Source organism: Tractidigestivibacter sp. (genome assembly GCF_057241865.1).
Genome location: NZ_DBHHPX010000014.1, coordinates 27741 through 49038 on the forward strand (window position 1 = coordinate 27741; position 21298 = coordinate 49038).

At 62.8% G+C, this 21298-nt stretch carries 17 protein-coding genes; 5 read left to right on the forward strand and 12 right to left on the reverse strand.

Going from position 1 to position 21298, the window contains the following annotated elements:
• Window positions 1-5: 5 nt before the first annotated feature.
• Window positions 6-959: an ABC transporter ATP-binding protein gene (locus ACO59D_RS06310; RefSeq protein ID WP_485126250.1), complete on the reverse strand. Its 954-nt coding sequence runs from the start codon at window positions 957-959 to the stop codon at window positions 6-8.
• Between the two features lie 88 nt (window positions 960-1047).
• Here ACO59D_RS06310 and ACO59D_RS06315 point away from each other — a divergent pair, with 88 nt between their 5' ends.
• Both ACO59D_RS06315 and ACO59D_RS06320 read left to right on the forward strand, forming a co-directional pair.
• On the forward strand, window positions 1048-2202 hold the full coding sequence (locus ACO59D_RS06315; protein WP_130811054.1) for a sensor histidine kinase: 1155 nt from the start codon (window positions 1048-1050) through the stop codon (window positions 2200-2202).
• A 2-nt stretch (window positions 2203-2204) separates the two neighbouring features.
• Window positions 2205-2831: a response regulator gene (locus ACO59D_RS06320; RefSeq protein WP_485126251.1), complete on the forward strand. Its 627-nt coding sequence runs from the start codon at window positions 2205-2207 to the stop codon at window positions 2829-2831.
• An 86-nt stretch (window positions 2832-2917) separates the two neighbouring features.
• Here the strand turns inward: ACO59D_RS06320 and ACO59D_RS06325 are convergent, their stop codons facing one another.
• From ACO59D_RS06325 to ACO59D_RS06350, 6 genes are all read right to left on the reverse strand, one after another.
• Complete coding sequence (locus ACO59D_RS06325) at window positions 2918-7555, reverse strand: InlB B-repeat-containing protein (protein ID WP_485126252.1); 4638 nt, start codon at window positions 7553-7555, stop codon at window positions 2918-2920.
• Between the two features lie 623 nt (window positions 7556-8178).
• Window positions 8179-9111, reverse strand: a complete 933-nt coding sequence (locus ACO59D_RS06330; protein WP_485126253.1) for a carbon-nitrogen hydrolase family protein — start codon at window positions 9109-9111, stop codon at window positions 8179-8181.
• Between the two features lie 187 nt (window positions 9112-9298).
• Window positions 9299-10045: an energy-coupling factor transporter transmembrane component T family protein gene (locus ACO59D_RS06335; RefSeq protein ID WP_130811050.1), complete on the reverse strand. Its 747-nt coding sequence runs from the start codon at window positions 10043-10045 to the stop codon at window positions 9299-9301.
• Window positions 10038-11861, reverse strand: a complete 1824-nt coding sequence (locus tag ACO59D_RS06340; protein ID WP_485126254.1) for an ABC transporter ATP-binding protein — start codon at window positions 11859-11861, stop codon at window positions 10038-10040. Before ACO59D_RS06340 ends, ACO59D_RS06335 begins: the two co-directional genes overlap by 8 nt.
• A gap of 72 nt (window positions 11862-11933) precedes the next feature.
• Window positions 11934-12491: a tryptophan transporter gene (locus tag ACO59D_RS06345; protein WP_485126255.1), complete on the reverse strand. Its 558-nt coding sequence runs from the start codon at window positions 12489-12491 to the stop codon at window positions 11934-11936.
• Between the two features lie 59 nt (window positions 12492-12550).
• Window positions 12551-13123 carry a hypothetical protein gene (locus ACO59D_RS06350; RefSeq protein ID WP_485126256.1) on the reverse strand — a complete coding sequence of 191 codons (573 nt, stop codon included), beginning with the start codon at window positions 13121-13123 and terminating at the stop codon, window positions 12551-12553.
• A 992-nt stretch (window positions 13124-14115) separates the two neighbouring features.
• Here ACO59D_RS06350 and ACO59D_RS06355 point away from each other — a divergent pair.
• From ACO59D_RS06355 to ACO59D_RS06365, 3 genes are all read left to right on the forward strand, one after another.
• Window positions 14116-14640: a nitroreductase gene (locus tag ACO59D_RS06355; RefSeq protein ID WP_130811047.1), complete on the forward strand. Its 525-nt coding sequence runs from the start codon at window positions 14116-14118 to the stop codon at window positions 14638-14640.
• Window positions 14641-14678: 38 nt separating this feature from the next.
• Window positions 14679-15380: an MBL fold metallo-hydrolase gene (locus tag ACO59D_RS06360; RefSeq protein ID WP_485126257.1), complete on the forward strand. Its 702-nt coding sequence runs from the start codon at window positions 14679-14681 to the stop codon at window positions 15378-15380.
• A gap of 140 nt (window positions 15381-15520) precedes the next feature.
• Entirely contained in the window at window positions 15521-16936 is a 1416-nt protein-coding gene (locus ACO59D_RS06365) for a DHA2 family efflux MFS transporter permease subunit (RefSeq protein WP_485126258.1), read from the forward strand.
• On the opposite strand, the gene ACO59D_RS06370 is transcribed toward ACO59D_RS06365, so the two are convergent.
• The 5 genes from ACO59D_RS06370 to ilvC all read right to left on the reverse strand — a co-directional run bounded on the left by ACO59D_RS06370 (window position 16933) and on the right by ilvC (window position 21252).
• A complete protein-coding gene (locus ACO59D_RS06370; RefSeq protein ID WP_485126259.1) occupies window positions 16933-17682 on the reverse strand; it encodes an alpha/beta hydrolase in 750 nt (249 codons plus the stop codon). The two genes, ACO59D_RS06365 and ACO59D_RS06370, sit on opposite strands and share 4 nt — an antisense overlap.
• Window positions 17683-17705: 23 nt before the next feature.
• Window positions 17706-18029 carry an AzlD domain-containing protein gene (locus tag ACO59D_RS06375; RefSeq protein WP_485126260.1) on the reverse strand — a complete coding sequence of 108 codons (324 nt, stop codon included), beginning with the start codon at window positions 18027-18029 and terminating at the stop codon, window positions 17706-17708.
• On the reverse strand, window positions 18026-18703 hold the full coding sequence (locus ACO59D_RS06380) for an AzlC family ABC transporter permease (protein WP_485126261.1): 678 nt from the start codon (window positions 18701-18703) through the stop codon (window positions 18026-18028). Before ACO59D_RS06380 ends, ACO59D_RS06375 begins: the two co-directional genes overlap by 4 nt.
• A gap of 648 nt (window positions 18704-19351) precedes the next feature.
• Window positions 19352-20146: an SDR family NAD(P)-dependent oxidoreductase gene (locus tag ACO59D_RS06385; protein WP_130811040.1), complete on the reverse strand. Its 795-nt coding sequence runs from the start codon at window positions 20144-20146 to the stop codon at window positions 19352-19354.
• Between the two features lie 101 nt (window positions 20147-20247).
• The gene (ilvC, locus tag ACO59D_RS06390; protein ID WP_130811039.1) at window positions 20248-21252 is read right to left on the reverse strand and encodes a ketol-acid reductoisomerase; all 1005 of its coding nucleotides are present in this window, start codon (window positions 21250-21252) and stop codon (window positions 20248-20250) included.
• Between the last annotated feature and the right edge of the window lie 46 nt (window positions 21253-21298).

The following is a 21298-nucleotide window of genomic DNA, read 5'->3' on the forward strand; positions in this document are numbered from 1 at the left end:
GCCCCCTATGCCTCGTCGCGGAGCTGGCGTCCCGTTATCTCGAGGAACACGTCGTTCAAGGTGGGCGGTTCCGAGAGCACGCGCCCAAAGGAAACGCCTGCGGAGCCGAGCACGCCCAGGATGTCCGCAAGGTTGTGGGCGCCCGTGGAGCACTGTGCGTGCAGCATGCCATCCGCAAGCTCCACCGAGCGCACGTGGGGAAGGGCGCGCACGCGCTCGAGCGTGGGCTCGTCCAGGGCACCCACCTCGATGGAGACCTTCTCGCCTGTGCCCACCATGCCCTTGAGTTCGTCGGTGGTACCGCTTGCCATGCTGCGCCCGTGGTCCATAATCGTGATGCGGCTGCACAGCCGCTCGACTTCCTCCATGTAGTGCGAGGTATAGATTACCGTGACCCCCCTGGCGTTCAGGCGCTCGATGCCGTCGAGAATGGCGTTTCTGCTCTGCGGGTCCACGGCGACGGTCGGCTCGTCCATGATGATGAGCTTGGGCTGGTGGGCTATGCCGCAGGCGATGTTCAAGCGGCGAAGGAGCCCGCCCGAGAGCTTCTTGGGGCGAAAGCCCTCGAACTTCTCGAGCCCCACAAACGCAATGGCACGGTCGACCAGCTTGCGACGGCGCGTGCGGTCGGGCACATAGAGCGCGCAGAAGCTGTCCACGTTCTCGCGCACCGTGAGCTCGTCGAAGACGGCAACCTCCTGCGGCACAGTGCCAATGAGGCGCTTGAGCTCGTAGCTTGTGGGTCGCATGGGCTGGCCAAAGAGCTCTATCTCACCGTGGTCATGGGTGAGGAGCTGCAGGATGCAGTTGATGGTGGTGGTCTTGCCCGAGCCATTGGGGCCCAGGAGGCCAAACACCTCGCCCTGGGCGATGTCCAGCGAGAGATGGTCCACGGCAACGAGGTCGCCGTAGCGCTTGACCAGGTTAGTAATGCGAACGACAGGGACTTGGGGTTCCATGGCCGGTCTCCTTTCCTGTGCTGCATCAAGTCTCGCGTTTTGGCGCGCGTGGCGGAAGTGACCGGTGTCACCTGTTTTCGAGACACCCATGACGTTTGTCATGGGTTGGCGCGCGGCGTTCACGCTTGTCCACCCTTATACTTGCCTCATGGAGAGACTCGCCGACAAGTGCCTTGTGTTTCTCGCCTGCCTGGCGTTGGTTGTGCTGGCCGGCGAGGCGTCTGCCGCGATTGTGGTCGCGGTGGCCGTGGCGGTATGCGCAAGTGCGGCATTCGAGCTTTCGTACACGTGTGCTTCGGCCGTTGCGGCCGGGCTCTGCTGCGCTGCGTGCGTGGCCGCAGCGCTCGTCCCCGGCGCCTGGGTAACGTTGCCGCTTGTGGCCTATGACCTGCCCCGCATTCGCTGGCGTTGGACGTGGGTGGTTGGGCTGTGCGTTGCCGCATGCCCGTGGGTGGCGGGTGCGCTTCCGGTATCGCGCGCTACCGTCCTTCTCGCCTTTGTGGGGTGCTCCATGGCGCTGTCGTGGCGCTGCGGGCGCGAGGTGGGGCTCTCCCAAGGGCTGCACCGGCTTGAGGATGACCTCTCTGACAAGGTGCTTTCCCTGAGCAAGAAGAACCGCGAGCTTGAGGACGCGCGCGAGCACGAGACACACGCAGCGGCGCTTGCCGAGCGCACGCGCATCGCACGAGAGATCCACGACTCCGTGGGGCACCTGCTCACGCGGCTGGTGCTCGAGGTCGAGGCGCTCAAGGTGGTGCACCGCGACGATTCGCAGGCTACCGAGGAACTTGGCGAGCTTGCCTCGGGCCTGGGGGAGGCCATGAGCTCCATGCGGCAGAGCATGCACGCGCTGGACGACTCGTCTGTCGACCTTGGGGTGGAACTCAACCGACTTGCCCGGGAAAGCGGCATCGCAGACGTTACGGTGAGTTGCGATACCGATGCGCTGCCGCCCGCCGAAGTGAGCCGATGCCTTGTTGCCGTCACGCGCGAGGCGCTCACAAACGCCGCTCGCCATGCGCATGCCACCCATGCCTCGGTCAAGGCGACCGGCATGCCGGGCATCTGGCAGCTCAAGGTGGTGAACGACGGCAGCGTGCCGAGGGAAGCCTCTGGGCTCGAGGAATGCGGCATGGGCATTCGCGGCATGCGCGAGCGAGTTGAGGGACGGGGTGGTACGCTGACGGTCGCGACGGACGGGCAGCGCTTCTCGGTGTTTGCGTCCATCCCCAGGGGGAGGTAACCGTGAGGATCATCGTGGTGGATGATGACAAGTTTGTGGTGAGGTCTCTCGCGACGATTCTTGGTGCCGAGAAGGACATCGACGTGGTGGGCTGCGGCACCAACGGGGATGAGGCGGTCTCGCTCTTCTCGGCATGCTCGCCCGACGTGGTGCTCATGGACATTCAGATGCCTGGCGGAGACGGCCTGGGTGCCGCCGAGAAGATCCTGGTTGCAGACCCTGCTGCGCGCGTGGTCTTTCTCACCACGTTCTCCGATGATGACTACATCGTGCGTGCCCTGCGCCTTGGGGCGCGAGGCTATCTCATCAAGCAGGACGTGGCGACTATCGCACCCGCACTGCGCTCGGTTATGGCCGGGCAGAGCGTGCTCGAGGGCGAGGTGCTGGCCCGTGCGGCGGTGCTCTCTGCCGATGGCACGGGGCCACGGCGAAAGGAACGCGACATGCACGGTCTCACCGAGCGTGAGCGCGAGGTGGTCTGCGCAATTGCAGACGGGATGAGCAACGCCGAGGTTGCCTCGACGCTCTACATGAGCGAGGGCACCGTGCGCAACCACATCTCGGCGATTCTCGCCAAGCTTGGCTTGCACAATCGCACGCAGATTGCCGTGTACTACTACCGCGGATAGAGGTGTGACAGCGGGGCGATAAAGAAAAACTCCCAGGGCAACCAACGTGTCCTGGGAGTTGTGGTCTGGTGCTCTGGGCCCGTGCGTTATTCGGACTTGCGCCTAGCGCGTGCGCCAACGGCAATGGCTACGGCACCTAGGCCTGCGGCCACCAGGATGGCAAAGGTGGAAAGTGAGGCATCACCCGTGTTGGGGACCCTCGCCGGCGTGACGGCGGGGCCGCCGCCGGGTGCGGAGGGCGTGGCGGGCCCGGGCGTGTCGGGACCGGGTGTGGAGGGCCCGGGCGTGTCGGGACCGGGTGCGGAGGGCCCGGTCGCCCCGGTGGGCCGCACCGTCAGCTGGACGGTCTCGTCGTCAGTTGCCACCGCGTCCCTGCCATCGGGCCACTGCGTCGCGTTCCAGACGAAGGAGAACGCCTTGTGCGTGCCAGCCGCAGATTCGGCGGTGGCGCTGAAGGAGCCCCTGACCGTGCCGACGATGGTGAGGTTCGAGCCTACCGTTGCGTCACTATCAATCTTGATGCCGGGAACCGTGAGCCTCATCCAGCCGTCGGTTGCGCCGGCACCGTCCACGACCCTCTCGAGGTCCGTGTAGGTCCTGATGGAGTCGGGGTCGCTTAGGGCAAAGGTGACGGTCACGGTCCTGCCGCTCACCTGCACGTCGCTCACCTTGAAGCCATCTCCAAAGTCTGTGGCCGTGACCTTGCTCGCATCGAGGTCGGCCGGCAGCGTCATGCCATCGGGGACGGTGAACGTGGCTACGAACGAGAACTTCAGGTTATCGAGCGCGATGTCATCGTGGCCTGTGTTGGGATACGCGGCCTCGATCTTGTTCATCTGGTCCTGGATGGAAGCAGCAAGGATGGCGCCCGTGAGGTCGAACGTGGAGCCCTGGGGGAGCTCAATGACCGCGTCGTGCTCGGTGTTGGCACCCACCAGCATGTCACCCGGAAGGTTGGACTCCATGGGCGAGACCGCCGCAGCCGTGAACAGGATGCCGTCATCCACGGAGCTGGCCGTGGCGTCCATGCCATCGGGCTTCTGCACGCCCTCCCACGTGAAGGAGAAGGCCTTCGTAGTGCCCGTCGCGGTCTTCGTTGCATGGGCCTTGAAGTTGCCATTCACGGTACCGGAGACGGTGGCCGTATCCCCTGCGGGGAAGTCGTCGTTGATCTTCACGCCGGGAAGGGTGACCTTCATCGTGTCGCCCAGGTTGTCGATGACGGCCTCCTGAAGATCTTTGTACGTCTCGATGCCATCCTTGAGCATCATCTTGACGGTGACGGTCTTTCCACTGACAGAAAGGTCAGTCACGGAGAAGGTGTCGGAGAATCCTTCGAGCCTGACGGAATCCTTGGTCAGGTTCTCGGGGAGGGTCATGCCATTGGGGATGGTGAACGTGGCCGTAAAGGAGGAGGACATGTCCGTGAGCTTGATGTCGGCATAGTCCGTCGTTCCAGGGAACTGCGATTCGATGCCCCTCATCTGAGCCTTCACCACAGACGCCTCGATGGCGCCTGTGAAATCGATCGTCTGTCCCGGAAGAACCGGATAGACGGCGTCGTGCTCGGTGTCGTTTCCAACCAGGATGTCAGCGGGAAGTGTCTGGTCTGCGGGCTTCACGACAAGTAGAGTCTGTCGGATGTCCGTGTCGCGCGGATCTGCATTGGCGGCAATCTGCTCGCCATTCCAGGTGAAGTCGAACTTCTTGACCTTGCCCGTCACGGTGTTCTCCGCAAAGGAGGAGAACGTGCCGCTCACGACGCCCGTGGCCGTGAGTTCCTGGCCGTTGGTCACACTGCTGGCGTCGAGCGTGAGGCCGTCGACGGTGACCGTGATGGGCTTGGGGAGCGCGGCGGTGAGCGTGTCATCCCCGCCGGTGGAGACCACGGCGTCCTTGAGCTGCCTGTAGTTCTCGTATGTGCCCTTCAGGCCAAACGTCACGGTAACCTTCTGGCCATCGACGGTCGCACCCTTCAGCTCAAAGCAACTGCCAAGTCCCGTCGCCGTGACCGTGGGGCTGGACGGCACGACGACGCCGTCAGGCAGCGTGATGGTCGCCGTGAAGGTGGAGGAGGTGCCAGAGAGCGTGATCTTGGTGAGGTCGTCCAGGCCACCGGCGATGGAGCTTTCGAGCGCATCCATCTGGCTGACGATGCCCTGGGCATCCACCGCACCGGTCATGCTGAAGGTCTCGCCTGTGGTGACCTCCCTGATGGACGTGGTGTTGCCCTGGGAGCCGCTCCACATGTCGCTTGGAATCTGGCTCGTGGCCTCGACTATCTCGACGTTGGGATCAACAGCCCACTTGAGGTAGTACGTCACGTCCTGGATCAGTGTGCCGCTGCCATCGATGGTCGCCTTGTCGGTGCCGGCGGCGTCGTTGAACCAGTAGTAATAGCTATAGGTTCCCAAGGGGAATCCCCAGAGAGTGTCTTCAACGGCCTCATTTCCAAGCACGTGATACCTATAGGTCGCAATGCCCGTGTAGGCGGTATCAGAGTTGGTCTTGACCGGGCTGGCGATGCCCTTGGTGGAAGCGGAGACAGATCCATCGCCCAAAGACTCGAGCAGCGCATCGAGCGTCACCTTGTCAGAGACCTTGGGCTGCTTCTTGACAACGGCGACCTCGCCGCCGTTCTCGTCGGTCTGGATATCGAACACGTCGGGGTTCTGCTTGAACACGCTGTCAGACGAGAAGGTACCGCCGTTTGCGGAGAACTTCACCGCTACGGTCTGGTCCTCCCATTCGGCGTACAGGTCAACGACGGCGGTACCGGCAGGGATGGTGAGGGTGCTGCCTACGGCAACCTTGTCGCCAGCGCCATTGGGCTGTGTGGTCCAGCCCTTGAAGGTCTTGCCCTCGCGGGCGAATGACGGGTTGGCCTTCATGATGTCGTCGGCCGAAAGTACGGTGATCGTACGATTAGGGTTGCTGGACGTGGAGAGGTACGTCACGTCGGTATCGGCCTCGTTATGGTACTTGACGGCGTACGACGTCGCGTCGCTTTCCCACTTCGCGTAAACCGTCATATCGGCAGTGATTGTATTGTCTCCGGAGAACTGCTGCTCGGCACCTGTCGCATCCTTGTAGAACCAGCCGAGGAACTTGTAGCCTGCGGCAAGGGGGTCATCGGGAAGCGCAGTGGAGCCGCCCGCCACGGACTTGGCATCCTCAAGCGCATAGCCGCGCATGGCAAGCGACGTCTGGTCGGCAGTCGAGCCATCCGCATAGGATGCGGAAACCTGCTCCGTCGCGTCATCGGCATTAAGCTTGAACGTCACCTTGGCAGCGGGCACCCAGACGTGCTTCTCGCCGTCGCTCGATGCCTTGGAAACGGAGTAGTCGTATGCCTGACCGTTCTTGTTGAGAGGGCTCAACGACGTGGCCGAGGAATCGGCCAGCGTGAACAGGGAAAGCTGCTCATCGCCGTTAGCAGCGCCGTTGGTGGGGATGGTGCTGCCAAGGCTGCTATTGTAGTTGGGTGCGTACTTCACGAGGTAGGAGCCGCCCGTCACGATGAAGTTCTTCTTCGTCTGGCCGGCGCCATTGTCGGCATTGCCTGCTGCAGGGGTTTCGACCAGGCAGTCTTCCCTGAACTCGATAGAGCCGTTGGTCTGTGCGCCAAAGAGGGCGCCGCTGTTCCTTCCATCACCCTTGATGGTGGAGTTGGTAAGGATGACCTTGCCCGCGTTCACGTTGAGGCCACCTGTGCCGCCGTTGGTGAACTCGAGCGTGGAGTCGGTGACGTTGATCGTTCCGCCCGCCGCACCAATCGAGATGCCGGCGGTGGAACCGGCGTTTGCCGTGATGTGAGAGTTCACGATGTTCGCGGACGACTGAATCGTCATGCCCGTCGCGCCGTACCACGACGGATTGATTGTGAGGTCGGAGCCTTCCATGTTCAGGTTGTTCACGTAGAACGTCTGCCCGAAGCCCTTGACGGTCAGCGATGCGTTCTTGAGGGTGACATCGTGCCCGTCAAACCAAGTGCGGGTCTGGGAGGCCACGTTGACCGTGCAGTTCTCGAACGTCATGCCCGAGGCGTAGAAGTTGGTGTTGCACTTGTCGTCTGCCGTGATGGTGAGCTTGTCCCTGCCGGAGGAGCCCCTCACGGTGCCGGCGAGGAAGATGCCCCTGGTGCCGTTCGAGCCTGCGTTGTCCTTGAACACGTAGGTGCCGTCGGTGATGGTCGAGCCGCTCTGGGAGGTGAGAGCCGTCTTGAAGCCCGTCATCGTGAGCGTGCCTGCTCCCGTGAGGGTGGATCCGCTCTTGAGCACGATGCCATCGATGCTGTTGCCGCTACCGCTGATCGTCGCGCCATCAGATGCGATGGAAAGCGTCACGCCCGAGGGGATGCTCGCCGTCGCGGAAAGGGCGACATTGCCCCTCACGTAAATGGTGGTGACCGACGCGTTGGCCGCCTGGATCTCAAGCGCCTTCGCAAGCGTCTTGACGGCGCCGCCGTCGAACGACGAGCCGTCATTGGCATCGTTGCCGTTGGTGCCGTCAACATAGACGGCGGTCAGCGCCGCGGGCGCGCGACGAGGGGACGGCTGAGAAGTGCTGTCCTGCGGCGTTGCTGCTGCGCCGGCACTTGTGGGGGCAACGGTTGCAGGCTCTGCCTGGTCAGGGTTGGTGCTATCTGCAGCGTTGTTGGTGTCGTCGCTTGGGGCATCCAAGCTTGGGACAGACTCCTCCTGTGGGGCAGTCTGTGCTTCCACGGAACCCTCCTCCTGCATATCCGCTGCGAACGCGGCCGTTGAGGGAAGGGGCGACATGGACATGACGAGCGCAGCTGTGAGAAAGACTCTCACCGTACGGGCACCGAGGCCAAAGCCTCGGCGTCGCTCTTCCGGTTTCCTCCTCATGTAGGCTCCTCTCACACTTTAAAAGATGAGACAAATTACTGATAAATAACTTTATAACTTTTATTATGTACCGGCATTATAAAATGCACAACGCAGGCATGTGTGGCCACATGAGACAAAGGGACTGTCCCCTTGTCTCACAAACCTGAAGAAAATTCACGGCCGCTATCGCTGTTAGCTGTGGCCATGTTTTTTGGCGGATGGGGCCTCTTGGGGCGGTCCGCTGGCGAGAAACCCGAGTCGTGCGTACGCACAAGCCCCGCCTGCTGCCAGGCCCTTCTCGCCCAACTGGGCAAATGCTGCGACCATGTCAGAAATCCAGCGCTGTGGGTACGCACCACTGCGCGTTTTTGCCAAGGCAGGGCTCCAAGGGGCGCCGGGTGGCAGAGAACTATGTTTGTGGGTACGCACGACGGGGCTTTTCTGCCAGCGAGCCCAGTGGGTACGGCATCCTAGGATCGCTGGGTGGCCGCCCGCTAGATGTCGTTCACCTCAAGGCGCACCGCATCGGGCCGGGCATAGTGGCCAATGGGATCAAACTCCCACTTGGAGGCCGGTACCTGTTGCATGTCGAGCGTGGCGTAGAGGATGCCGTCGGTGTCCCACAGCGGCTCGGCACCGGATACCGGATGGCCAAACGGGTCGACCACGCTCGATCCGCCACGATATATCACCTCGGGAAGGCGTGCGACCTCGTCTGTGGCGAGAAGGTCTTCTGGGTAGTCATCGCGCAGCAGGTAGGGAGCGCAGTTCACCACAAAGCAGCGACCCTCGATAGCGATGTGCTCGACCGTTGCCTGCCACTCGGGGTTGCCGTTGGTGTTGGGCGCAAGGTAGATGGCCACGCCCTTCTCGTACAGGGCAGCACGCGCCAGCGGCATGTAGTTCTCCCAGCAGATGAGCGTGCCCATGGGGCCCCACGGAGTCTGGCTCACGGGGAAGAAGCGGTCCTGCGCGTCACCCCACACCAGGCGTTCGGCACCGGTGGGCTTGAGCTTGCGATGCCAGGCGTCAAGGTGACCGTCGGGAGCATAGACCAGGTTGGTGTTGTAGAGGGTGTCGGATGTGGCATCGCGCTCGGAGACGCCCACGCTCACCCAAGTGCCCGTCTCGCGCGCTGCTGCAGCAATGGCCTCGGTCTCGGGGCCACCCACCACAACCGAGCCGTCGTAATAGCGCTTCCAGAGCTCCTTGCTGCCGGCCTTGCGCGCGCCAACCACAAAGCCAAAGGTCAGGCCATGTGGATAGCCGGGGATGAGAAGCTCCGGCAAGGCCACGAGGTCGCTCGGCCGCTCCTCGGCTACGCGACGTATTGCGTCAATGGCCCCTGCCAGGCACGCGTCTCGGTCGAAGGGTCGCGGGCGCGACTGCACCACGGCAATCTTGCACGTATCTCGGATGTCTCGCATCGGTGTCTCCATTACGGGGGAGGGGTATCTTCCAAGCAGTATTGTAGTGCCGCTTGACCGGGCGTGCAGGGGAGGGCATGGCGACTGCCATGATGGCACTCCGCGAGGAACAGGTGCCAAGGGGATGCGGAGACCGACCTTCTGCCGAGGGGCCCGAGGCGCCGAGAAGGCCCACCGACCTGTGCCCTTACAGCAGCGCACCCGCCACTACGAGCGCCACGCATGCTGCAAGTACGGCTATGTCGCGGCCAACCATGGGATAGCGCTTGAAGCTGCTCTCGCGTGTGCGCAGGTAGAAGCCGCGCTGCTCGGCGGCAAGTGCGGTGGCGTCGGTCTTTCCCACCGAGCTCACCAGCAGTGGCACGCACAGTGGCAGCATGAGCTGCAGCTTGCGGATGGGATTCTTGGTGTCGTACTCAACGCCGCGCGCCGTCTGCGCCTCCATGATCGCGTTCATCTCCTGGCTAAAGACAGGCACGAAGCGTAGCGCGGTCGTGAACGTGAACGCGTAGCGATAGGGGATATGCAGCACCTCTACGCAGGCGTTTGCGAGGTCGTTGAGCTTGGTTACGCTCAGCACGAGAATGAGCGGCAGCGCCACGCCCAGAAGGCGCAGGCATGCCTTGCTGCCGGTGACCAGGCCGTCTGCGGTCATCCAGGCAAACACGGGACTGCCGCCGCGCACGAAGGCGGTCTGCAGCAAAAGCATGACCACGGCCAGCGGCACCAGCAGCTTCAAGAGCGAGACCAGCTTGGATGTGGTGTGCGCGTAGGCACCCAGCGCAAAGGTGAGGGCGAGAAGCCCCAAGAGCATGGGGTAGGCATCTGCCAAAAAGATTGCAATGATGATTGCTGCGGCGATGCCCAGCTTGGTCACGGGGTTCAACCGATGCAGCAGGGTGTCGCCCGGCACGTAGTCGATCACGTTAACCACGGCGGACCATCTCCTCGGTGAGGTCGACGATGCCAGAGACCTGGCTGATTCCGGCAAACTCGGGCGAAAGCTGGCGTGCAAGCAGCTCCGACAGCTCGATGACCTGCGGTGCCCTCACACTTGCCTCACGCATGAGCCTCTCGTTGGAGAACATCTCGAGCGTGCCCCCGCGACCAAGGATCCTGCCGTTTGCCATGACCACGATTCTCTCGGCAAAGTCCGAGACGACCTCCATGTCGTGGCAGACCATGACCACGGCGCTCCCGCGCTCTGCCATGTCGCTTACGGTGTCCATCACGGTCATGCACTCGCGGTAGTCAAGGCCGCTTGTGGGTTCGTCGAGAAGCACGACCTCCGGCTCCATCACCACCACGGAGGCGAGGGCCACCATCTGCCGCTGGCCGCGCGAAAGCGAGAAGGGCGCCTCGTCTGCGGGCAGGCCAAAGTGCTCGATCACCGCTCCGGCACGCCTGTGCGCGTCCTTCTCGCCTATGCCCTGCAGCAGGAGGCCAAAGGACACCTCGTCGAGCACGGTGTCCTTGCAGAGCTGATAGTCCGGGTTTTGGAAGAGCGTGGCGCAGTGCGCTGCAATGGCGCTGGTGGGAACCTCGTGCGTGTCGAGTCCGGCCAGCCGCACGGTGCCGGACGCCGGGCGCAGAAGGCCGTTGAGGAGCTTGGTGAGCGTGGTCTTGCCGGCGCCGTTCTGGCCTACGATGCCCACGACCTCGCCCGGGAAGATCCGCATGTCGAGGTGGTCGACGGAGGCCGTGCCACCAGGGTAGGCAAAGCTCACGTCTTCGAGGCTCACCACGGGCTTGGCACCCTCGGCGTGCGGGCGTGGGGTCACCACGTGCTTGGAGCCGGCGTGGAAGCTCGCTTCGCGTGCGCTCTCCCCGGCGCTTGCCACATGGCAGCTTGCCTTAGACGTGGGCTGCACCAGGCCAGTGATGAGCCCCTCCGCCTCGCAAACCGTGAGGCACGGCGTGGTGCCCGCCACCAGGCCATCCTTTGCAAGGGAGTTGTACACGCGGGCCACGCGAGGACTGTCGACGCCAATGCGCCGCAGCTCATCGCCGTGCGAGAAGACCTCGCGCGGTGTGCCGTCAAGTACGAGCGAGCCCTTGCTCATCACCAGGATGCGATTGCAGTACTCCGAGAGCAGCGCCACCTTCTGCTCGACGACCACAACGGTGACGCCCTCCTCGCGCACCTTGCGGAGCGTGTCAAAGACGAGGGTCGAAGAGGCGGGGTCAAGCGCGGCCGTGGGCTCGTCGAGTACCAGCACGCGCGGGCGCATGGCGAGGATGGCAGCGATGGCGACCTTCTGCTTCTGGCCGCCCGAGAGCGTGGCTATCTCGCGTTCACGCAGGTCGGAGATGCCCACGGTCTCGAGCGTCCGGGCGATGCGCCCCTCGATTTGGTCATGGGGTACACCGAAGTTCTCCAGGCCAAAGAGCATCTCGTCCTCGACCACCGAAGCCACCATCTGGGTGTCGATGTCCTGCAGGACGCTGCCCACCACCTGCGAGATATCCGTGAGCGTGACGTCGCAGGTGTCGCGGCCGTCCACGAGCGTGGCGCCGTAGAGGGTGCCGTGGTAGTGGTGGGGGATGGCACCCGACATCACAGACGCAAGCGTTGACTTGCCTGCGCCCGAGGGGCCGATGACTCCCACAAACTCTCCCTCGCCGATGCTGAGCGACACATCGCGGAGCGCGGAGCCATCACTGTCCTCGGCGTCCCCATCGGCGCGGGCGCTATAGGAGAACGCGACGTGGGTCATCTTGATGATGGGCTTTGCTTCCTGCACTGTCATACCTTTCTGAGACAAGGGGACAGTCCCCTTGTCTCATGCGAGGGGACTGTCAGCTGTCTCATGGTAGCCGAACTACCTCTTGAGGACCTTCTCCAGGGGGAAGTAAAGCGCCTGCACCACGATGGCGTTGAAGACGGCGGTGCCCAGGACGATGGGAATCTTCACGACCACGGTGCCCAGTGCTGCGCCCATGACGAGCGTGCCAGCGACGGCGAAGAGCGCACCGGAAACGAGCGTGGTCGCAAAGGCGGCAACAAGCGGGGTAACGTTGCGTCCGCCAACCTCGAGGGGACGACGGATGAGCGCGGCCATCACCAGCGCGGCGATGAGCTCGGTTGCAAAGTTGAGGCCGGGGATGGAGGTGGTGAGCTGGATGACGGCAGCAGATACCAGGCCAAAGATGGCTGCCTGGCCAAATCCGGCGTTTGAGAGCAAGATTGCCAGTGCATAGGAGGCAATGATGAACTGCGGCTTGATGCCTACAATGGCAAGGGCGTTGCCGACGGTCATGTTGAGGATGAAGCCGGCGGCGAGAAGGACGGCAAGGAGGACGAGGGAAGAGACGTCGGCCTTGCCGGAGCGCTCGGCGGTGTTAACGGTGCGTGCCTGGGATGCGTTCTGCTCGGACATGGCGGGGCTCCTTTCGGTAGGTGGCTGCTGGCAGGGGTTGGCGGTGTGGTCACGAACTGTTAGTTGTTGACCTTGAGGGCCTTGCACACGGGGACGTAGAGCGCCTGGACGAGAATGGCGTTGAAGACGCCGGTCGCAAGGACCACAGGGAGCATGGCAGCGGCGAGCTCCTGTGCGGCGCCGACCATTGCGATGCGGATAATCATGAAGATGGCGCCGGAGACCACGGTGGTCACGAAGGTGCCGATTGCGGGGACGAACCTCTTGGCATTGCCACGCATACCGGCGTTCACGATGACGGCCATGAGCATGGCGGCCACGCCCTCGGCGGCGAAGTCGACAAAGGGCGAGGTGGTGGTGATCTGGATCACGGCAGCGGAGATGAGGCCGATGACCAGAGCCTGCGGGACGTTGGGGCGCATGACCAGGATGGTGAGGCAGAAGGCCGAGATGATGAACTCAGGGCTGATCATGCCTCCGGAGATGCCGGAGATGGCCTTGCCCACCGTGAAGTTGAGGATGAATCCTGCCGCGAGAAGCACGGCGAGAAGGACAAGAGCGCGGACGTCGAGCTTGCCGTGGTCCTCGGAGGTGATGGTGCGGGCCTGCTGGGTGCTGGTGTTCTCGGACATGCTTGGTTCCCTTCTGATTGGTGGCGCTGTGACTGGCTTTGGATGGCTCATGGGATGTGCCTGCACAAGAAAGAGGGCTCCCGGTCAAACCGGGAGCCCTCCTAAGTCGCGAATATATGGCGCGAGAGACTCACGATCGACCGACCGCTTGCGAAGCGCGCCACCACCAGTTTATGGACATGCATACGTTGACTGTGGCGATGCGGTTCATCTCTGGCGCTCCTCTCAGATGCCCTGTCGCACTGCGACTTGTGCCTGTGTTGTGGAGGACTATACGCCCTCGCGTGCCAGATGTGCAACCCACATTGTGTAAACGCTTCGTTACGCGAGAGGCTGCGATGGGGCGCAGGGTTTTGGTGCCCGAGCAACTTGCTGTGCCACCTGCTTGCCGGGGAACGAGGCCCCTCCGGCTTTGCGTGACCCGCGCCTTCTCTTCTTGCTCGACAGGTGGTTTCGTGGGATGCCTCCGTCGACCCCGCTGGTACGATTTGACGGTTGGTGGCAGTTTGTGGCAAATTCTTAATATGAAGTCACAGAAGTGGCAAATCGCTGACCTGCGATTCATCAAGTATCGAACCTCTTGACACTTGGACCATCTCCGAAAAACTGCCACCAACCGTCAAAACATGCCATCCGGCGGTCCCATGCATGGCAGAGTCCCTCATTTGGTGCGGCAGAGCGCTGCAGTGCCCCATCGAATGGCACAGATTTACGGTTGGTGGCAGTTTTGGGTGGCGCTCCCAAGTAGCAATCCCTTTAAGATTTGATAATTCGCAGGTCAGCGAATTGATACCGTGTTAACCTCACATAAAGGATTTTCCACAAACTGCCACCAACCGTCATTTTGTGTTTGGGGGCCTTGCGAGATGGCGCTGTGCCCCCCGGCAGGCTGTCCTGATTCCTAAAACGTTGGTTTGGGAAGAAAATGGGGAGCAAGGCCCACGCGTCACGCGCGTGGACCTTGCAACTGAGCCGTCGGCATTGGAGGAGCCATGAACGAAGTCGAGAAGTGCATCCGCGAACGTCGAAGCACACCAAAGTTCAAGCAGGTTCCGGTGGCACGCGAGCTTGTCGAGCGCGTCATCGAGGCAGGGCTTTGGGCTCCTTCTGGCATGGGCAAGCAGTCGCCAATCATCGTGGCCGTGACCAACCGCGCCCTTCGTGACGAGCTTGCCGAGGAGAACCGTCGCATCATGGGTGCGCGCGAGGGCATGGACCCCTTCTACGGCGCACCTGTCGTCCTTGTGGTTCTCGCCGAGGCCTCGGTGCCCACGCGCGTGTACGACGGCTCGGCTACCATCGAGAACATGCTGCTCACAGCACAGTCGCTTGGGTTGGGTGGCCATTGGATCCACCGTGCCAAGGAGGAGTTTGAGGAGCCGCGCTACAAGGAGCTGCTCGCGCGCCTTGGCGTGGAGGGTGACTATGAGGGAATTGGCCATGTGGTGATTGGCTACCCCGACGCCGAGAAGGCCCAGCCCGCGCGCAAGGGTGGCCGCGTCTTCTGGGCCGAGTAGCTACACCGCTTCGGCGCATACGCATCGAAAGGGGAACCATGCGCGTCACGCACATCTACCACAGCGGCTTTGCCGTCGAGCTTTCTGCCTGCACGCTACTTTTTGACTGGTATACGGGCGAGCTCCCGGGCATCCCGCGCGACAAGCCGCTCGTTGTGTTTGTCTCGCACGAGCACTCTGACCACTACGGGCGCTGCATCTGGCCGCTGCGCGAGCAGTTTCCCGACGTGCGCTACGTGCTGGACAAGGACGTGGCGGTAGATGCTCCGGTAGATGCCAACGTGACCACCGTCGAGCCGCACGAGGCCTATGACCTGCCGCTGGCCGGCATCGCCCCCGCGCCGCTGTCCGTCGAGACCCTCGAGTCCAACGATGAAGGCGTGGCGTTTCTCGTCCACGCGTGTGGTATCTCGATTTACTTCTCCGGCGACCTCAACTCGTGGCAGTGGGAACGCCCAGGCGAGCAGAACGAGGCGTCGGACCAGTTCTTCCGCGGCGAGCTTGCGCGCATTGCACCGGGTCCCGTTGACCTTGCGTTTGTCCCGCTAGACCCGCGCCTCAAGGACCCCGCTGCAGGTGTTGAGGACTTTATGGAAGCTGTGGGCACCCGCGCGCTCTTCCCCATGCACTACGGGGATAGGGGTGCCGAGGCTCGCTCCTTCATGTCGGACTCGCGACTTGCGCCCTATGCAGGCATCACGCACTTTGAGGACGTCTGTGAGCTGCCAGACCCGGCTTGAGGAAGCCAAGGTTGCTCCTCGCCACAAGTCCGTGCCGTCTGAAACTGAAAGCGCTCTCCACCTGATTTGGCTATAGTGCCTCTGTCCCGCACGGAACCAGAGACATCTCCGTCGGGACCAGCCAATCCAGGGAGTTGCTCATGAACGGAAGCACTGCCAGCCAAGGCTTCGAGCACGTGCTCGATGCCCGTCTCGTCATGTCTGTTGTCGCCGCAGGCATCATGTCTTTTTCCGGCGTCACCGTTGAGACCGCCATGAACGTCACGTTCCCCTCGCTCATGTCCGAGTTCAACATCACCACCTCGACAGTCCAGTGGATGACCACGTCCTACCTCCTGGTCCTTGCCACCGTCGTGCCAACGTCGTCCTATCTCAACAAGCGCTTCCGAACCAAGAGCGTCTTTATTGCGGCGATGGCCTTCTACATCGCGGGCATCATGTGCGGATTTACCGCCCGGTCATTTCCCATGCTCTTGTGCGGGCGCACCCTCGAGGGCGTGGGCACAGGCATCGCGCTGCCACTCATGTTCAATGTCATCACCGAGCAGGCCCCCAAGAAGAACATGGGCGTCATGATGGGTATCGGCACGCTGGTCACGGCCATGGCGCCGGCGGTCGGCCCCTCTGTGGGTGGCTGGCTTGCCGAGAATTTCGGCTGGCGCATGATTTTTGCAGCGCTCCTTCCCGTGCTGGGCGTGGCTTTCGTCCTGGGCGTGTTCTCCATACGCCAGAGCCACGAGGTTTCGCGTGACCCCTTTGATGTCCCGGGTTGGCTTGCCATCGCCGCAGCCTTCGCCTCGCTCGTCTTTGCCGTTGACTTGGGGTCGAGCATGGGCTGGACAAGCCCTGCAGAGCTGTGCCTGCTTGTGGCCTTCACGGTGCTTCTCGTCGTCTTTATGCGGCGAGAAGGGCGAGCAGGGCACCCGCTCATCTCGCTCGCGGTCTTCTCGCATAGGCGCTTTGTGATGGGCGTGGTTGCGCTGGTGTGCCTGCAGTTTGTGGTGCTGGGACTATCGTTTCTCATCCCCAACTACTCGCAGCTCGTGATGGGTACCGGCGAGACCGAGGCCGGTTCGATCCTGCTTCCCGGTTGCGTGGTGGGTGCCTGCATGGCACCGCTCTCGGGTCAGATTCTCGACCGCTTTGGGCCGAGAAGACCCATCCTTGTGGGCGCCTCCTGCGCACTTCTCGGCACGGCGCTCTTCGCCGCGCTTTCCGAGAGCCTGGCAACGGCGGTTGCCATCGCCATCTACGTGTGCTTTGCCTTTGGCCAGAGCCTCATGGTGGGCAACACCATGACCGAGTCGCTCTCGTTTTTGCCGGCGGCCATCAAGGCCGATGGCAATGCCGTGATCAATACGCTACAGCAGCTGGCTGGTGCCATTGGTACCAGCGTGGTGACGGCGGTGGTCAATGCGGTGCAGGTAGGGGCCACAGACATGGCTTGGGCAACCATGGTTGGCACGCGCGAGGCGTATCTGCTTCTGGCTTGCGTGGCTGTGGTGCCCCTGGTGTCGATGGCGTGGGTCACGTCGCGCCCGACCCAGGCGGCCTAGGGCCTCTCGCCAGTGGGGACGGCGGCGGCAGGGCCGCCCCCTAGCAGCCAACGGATGCCCCGCGCCGTGCGCAGGTCTTCGTCCACAAAGTGATTGCCGGGGTTGAGTTCAAAGCATGTGTCTACACCGGCTTGCTCGAACTTCTCCACGACCTGTTGGGTGTTCTCAAGGACGGTCTTCATTACGGGATTTCTCGTATGGGACTCCTTGTCCCCCAGCGAGAAGTATGCACGCCTTACGGATGGGTGTATGTGACCTGCGACGTATTTGGAGAAGCCCGGATACCAAAGCGAGCCGGACACGCTAGCCACGCGCTCGAAGGCCGCACTTCGTGTAGCTACCCACACCGAGAAGAGCCCGGCTAGCGAGTAGCCGACAAGCGCCGAGAAGGACGGCGCTACGCCGCGCTGCGTGAGAAGTGCCTGGGTTTGGGGCACAATCTGGGATTCGAGAAGGTGCAGCTGCACAAGCGCAAGTCCCTCATAGGGGCGATTGCCACGAAAGACGGGAGGGCATGGCCACGGCGTGAGGTCGTTGTCCCAACTCCTGGGCGCTATCGCAGCAAGGGCTATCCGAGGCTGGTCCCCCTCTTCCTCCAGGCGCTGCCACACACCAGTGCCATCGCCCTCAAATACATGCAGGTAGACCATGGGGATGAGGGCTGGTGAGCCGCTCGCGCGATCAGGCAGATCGGCAATGTGAACAGTGACCTTCTCGCCCTCGGCCCCAAAGGTGTGCTTGGCCATGTCCGTCTCCGCTGTCCTCGGCGTTATATAAGGGAGAGCAGCACGTAGGCCAGGACTCCCGACACGCAGCACCATAGCATCGAGCGGGTTCGCCATGCCACGAAGACCACAATGTCTGCCGCCAAGATGGGCATAATGCCCGTCCATAGGCCAGCGTCGAACATGGTGGGGGAGAGCAAGTCGTTTGCGACGAGCGCGGCAAAGGCGGCCGGCGGGATGTAGCCAAGCGCCTCCACCACGCGTGGCGAGAGGGGACGTCTGCGCAACGCTACCACGGGGACCGCGCGACAGGCGAGAATGAACGCGAACGAGGACAGCCACAGCACAAGGAACTGAGCGGTGCTCACCGTGTGTCACCTCTGGCGTTTGTAGAGCTTGATGCCGGCATTTGCCGCGGCAGGAGCCCTGATGCCATTCCTGCGGCGACACCAACGAGGGCAGCCAACGGAACGGCGACACCGCTCAGTCCGTTCCACTTGCAGAGCGCGACCGTTGTCGTGGCCCCTAGCACCGCGCAGGCAGTGCCGCGGGTGTGGGGCTGCGCGTAGAGAAGGTAGAGGAAAAGCGAGGTCATCGCAAAGCCAGCGATGGCGGTGGGGATGTCGATTGCGGAGCCCAGGGCGGCCCCAGCCGCGCAGGATATGGCCCATGTGAGCTGCACGCATACGTTAAGGCTCAGCGCGTGTCTCGCCGTCCATGCGTTACCCGAGGTCAGGCGAGAAAGCGTGATGCCGTAAGCCTCTTCGGTATAGGTGCAGGCGATGGTGAGCGACTGTTTGTGGTCGAATCGCGTAAGGTACGGGGCAAGAGAGGCCGAGTAGAGCGCAAAGCGCGTAGAGATGGCAGCTACAGAGGCTATGATCGAGACCATGGGTGTCCCTGCCAGCCAGAGGTTGCTCATCATGAACTGCCCGCCGCCGGAGAGGTACGTGAGGGCGAGAACAAAATTCATGAGCGGCGTCATACCCGCCTTGGCGGCAAGCACACCGCAGGGAAGCCCGACTGCCACGTACGAGAGCATGACTGGCCAAGCAACCAATAAAACCTCTCGGGCTGTATCTCTCGCTGTCCGTGGCGCTTTTTGCACGGTGTCTCCTGGGCTGTAATTGGTGCAGGCGATTGCACCGCACTGAGACAAAGGGACGGTCCCTTTGTCTCAGCCCCTCTCCGCAGGCTTCAGGTTCGTTGGAGCGTTGGGACAGGTGTGTGATGGTCGTTTGCGATGGTGATTGGGGCGAGGGGGACGGGTATTTTCTCGCTCAACGGCACGGCAGTTGTACCTCAATGTGGGACGGACACGGTAGTCCAGCTGCATGCCGCTTGGAGGTGAGCTCGATGATCCTCTTTCTGGTTGTGGTCGTCTTACTGGTCGCGCTTGTAGCAAGGCTGTTCCGGGGGATTCTTTTTGGCGGACTTGGTTGGGGCCGTCCCATGTGGGGAGGCTGGTTTGGAGGCCCTGCCATGTGGGATGGTTGGGGACGCGGCTGGGGAGGCCCACGCTACGGCGGCGATATGGGGCCGGGCCCTGGCGGGGCCGGGAGACATGGCCGTCCTGGTCATCGTGGCGGCCCCGGCGGCAGCCCGCACTAGGAAGGGGCCCCTCCGGTGCCGAAGTGACGCCGCAGTGCGCGTTTGCGCAGCAAGTGCGTACGAGCATGCCCTTTGGGCGTCACATCCGGCGAACGCCCTCCCAGATCCACATGATGAGCGGTGCGGGGATGATCTTGTCGGCAATCCTCATAAGTAGGCCGGTGACGCAACAGGTGGCAATGGGGTAGTTCACGGAATTGACGAGCATGGACCATCTCACCACCCGACGCGCCCCCAGCACCGGGAAGGGATGGCGCACCGTCTGCCCGTTGGCCGTCTGCCTTGCGACACCGATGAACTCGGTCTTCACCCACAGCGGGCACACGGCGGTCACAAAGATGCCGCGACCGCGCAACTCAAAGCGAAGCGCCCGCGAGTAGCTGCGGACAAACGCCTTGCTCGCCGCATACACGTTGAGTCCCGGCAGCGGCTGGAACGACGCACTGGACGCGATCTGGATGATGCGTCCACCACGCCCCATGTACCCCAGCGCCACCTGTGTCACATCGACGAGCGCGCGGCAGTTGAGGTCGACCATCGTGTCGACCTCATCGCAGGTCATGTCTGCATACGTGCCAAACTTCCCCAGGCCGGCCGCATTGACGAGAAGGCCCACGCCAAACTTCTCGCCATGCGCCCCGCTCTGCGACGCCTCCTGGTCGAGAAGCCCCTTGAGCTGCGAAATCGATGCCTTCTCGGTGAGGTCGAGAGCGACTGCCCGCACGGGGGTCGCAAGCTCCTCCGCAAGCTCCTCCAGGCGCTCGCGCCTTCTGGCCACAGCCCAGATTTGGTCGTATGCGCCCTCCTCGCTTGCCCAGCGCGCATACTCGCGCCCCAAGCCGCTTGACGCACCAGTGATCAACGCTATGCGCATGGCGAGGCCTTTCCATCGAAGAGGCGGCCCCGCCGGAAGCGTGTCCGGCAGGGCTGCGAGGCAACCAACCGCAGGAAGCGAGAATCGCTTGGCCTACTCGATTAGTCCTCGTCCTTCGAGAGCCAGGAGAACATGGAGCGCACGCGCTCGCCAGTGGTCTCGATGGGGTGGGTGTTGATCTTCTCGCGCTCCTCGAGCAGCTTCTTGTGGCCGTTGTTGCAGTCGTCAACGAACTCCTGGGCGAACGAGCCGTCCTGGATGCGCTTGAGGATGTGCTTCATCGCCTCGCGTGACTTGTCGTTGATGACCAGCGGGCCGGCGTAGTACTCGCCGTACTCGGCGGTGTTGGAGATGGAGTAGTTCATGAAGTGGATGCCCTTCTCGTACATAAGGTCCACGATCATCTTCATCTCGTGATAGCACTCGAAGTAGGCGAGCTCCTCGGGGTAGCCTGCCTCGGTGAGGGTCTCGAAGCCAGCCTTGACCAGCTCGACCAGGCCACCGCAGAGAACGGCCTGCTCGCCAAAGAGGTCCTCCTCGGTCTCCTCGGCGAAGGTCGCCTTGATGAGGCCGGAGCGAGCGCCGCCCAGCGCCCACGCATAGGACATGGCCAGCGCCCACGCGTCGCCGGTGGCGTCGGTCTCAACGCAGACCAGGTCAGGCACGCCGGAGCCCTCGGTGTACTGACGGCGCACGATGTGGCCCGGGCCCTTGGGGGCAACCATGATCACGTTGACGCCCTCGGGGGCCTTGATGTAGCCGTAGTGGATGTTGAAGCCGTGGGCGAAGGCCAGGGTGTTGCCCGGCTCGAGGTTAGGCTCGACGAATTCCTTGTAGACCGCCGGCTGGGTCTCGTCGGGGGTCAGGATCATCACGACGTCGGCTTCCTTGGCGGCAGTCGCCATGTCTGTCACCTTGAGGCCGTGCTCGCGGGCCTTCTCGGCGGACTTGGAGCCCTCACGCAGACCAACGCGCACGTCGACGCCGGAGTCCATGAGGTTCAGCGCATGGGCGTGGCCCTGGGAGCCATAGCCGATGATGGCGACCTTCTTGCCCTGGATGATCGAGGGGTCACAGTCCTTCTCGTAGTAGATGGTGACGGCCATGTCGTACTTCCTTTCGTTTGTGCCGTTTCCTGCTATGTTCATCCGC

What these genes read in the sequence shown, in the direction of transcription:
- ACO59D_RS06310 (WP_485126250.1), bottom strand. Translation starts at nt 959, where the DNA reads ATGGAACCCCAAGTCCCTGTCGTTCGCATTACTAACCTGGTCAAGCGC.
- ACO59D_RS06315 (WP_130811054.1), top strand. Translation starts at nt 1,048, where the DNA reads ATGACGTTTGTCATGGGTTGGCGCGCGGCGTTCACGCTTGTCCACCCT.
- ACO59D_RS06330 (WP_485126253.1), bottom strand. Translation starts at nt 9,111, where the DNA reads ATGCGAGACATCCGAGATACGTGCAAGATTGCCGTGGTGCAGTCGCGC.
- ACO59D_RS06340 (WP_485126254.1), bottom strand. Translation starts at nt 11,861, where the DNA reads ATGACAGTGCAGGAAGCAAAGCCCATCATCAAGATGACCCACGTCGCG.
- ACO59D_RS06345 (WP_485126255.1), bottom strand. Translation starts at nt 12,491, where the DNA reads ATGTCCGAGCAGAACGCATCCCAGGCACGCACCGTTAACACCGCCGAG.
- ACO59D_RS06350 (WP_485126256.1), bottom strand. Translation starts at nt 13,123, where the DNA reads ATGTCCGAGAACACCAGCACCCAGCAGGCCCGCACCATCACCTCCGAG.
- ACO59D_RS06355 (WP_130811047.1), top strand. Translation starts at nt 14,116, where the DNA reads ATGAACGAAGTCGAGAAGTGCATCCGCGAACGTCGAAGCACACCAAAG.
- ACO59D_RS06360 (WP_485126257.1), top strand. Translation starts at nt 14,679, where the DNA reads ATGCGCGTCACGCACATCTACCACAGCGGCTTTGCCGTCGAGCTTTCT.
- ACO59D_RS06365 (WP_485126258.1), top strand. Translation starts at nt 15,521, where the DNA reads ATGAACGGAAGCACTGCCAGCCAAGGCTTCGAGCACGTGCTCGATGCC.
- ACO59D_RS06370 (WP_485126259.1), bottom strand. Translation starts at nt 17,682, where the DNA reads ATGGCCAAGCACACCTTTGGGGCCGAGGGCGAGAAGGTCACTGTTCAC.
- ACO59D_RS06380 (WP_485126261.1), bottom strand. Translation starts at nt 18,703, where the DNA reads ATGCTCTCGTACGTGGCAGTCGGGCTTCCCTGCGGTGTGCTTGCCGCC.
- ACO59D_RS06385 (WP_130811040.1), bottom strand. Translation starts at nt 20,146, where the DNA reads ATGCGCATAGCGTTGATCACTGGTGCGTCAAGCGGCTTGGGGCGCGAG.
- ilvC (WP_130811039.1), bottom strand. Translation starts at nt 21,252, where the DNA reads ATGGCCGTCACCATCTACTACGAGAAGGACTGTGACCCCTCGATCATC.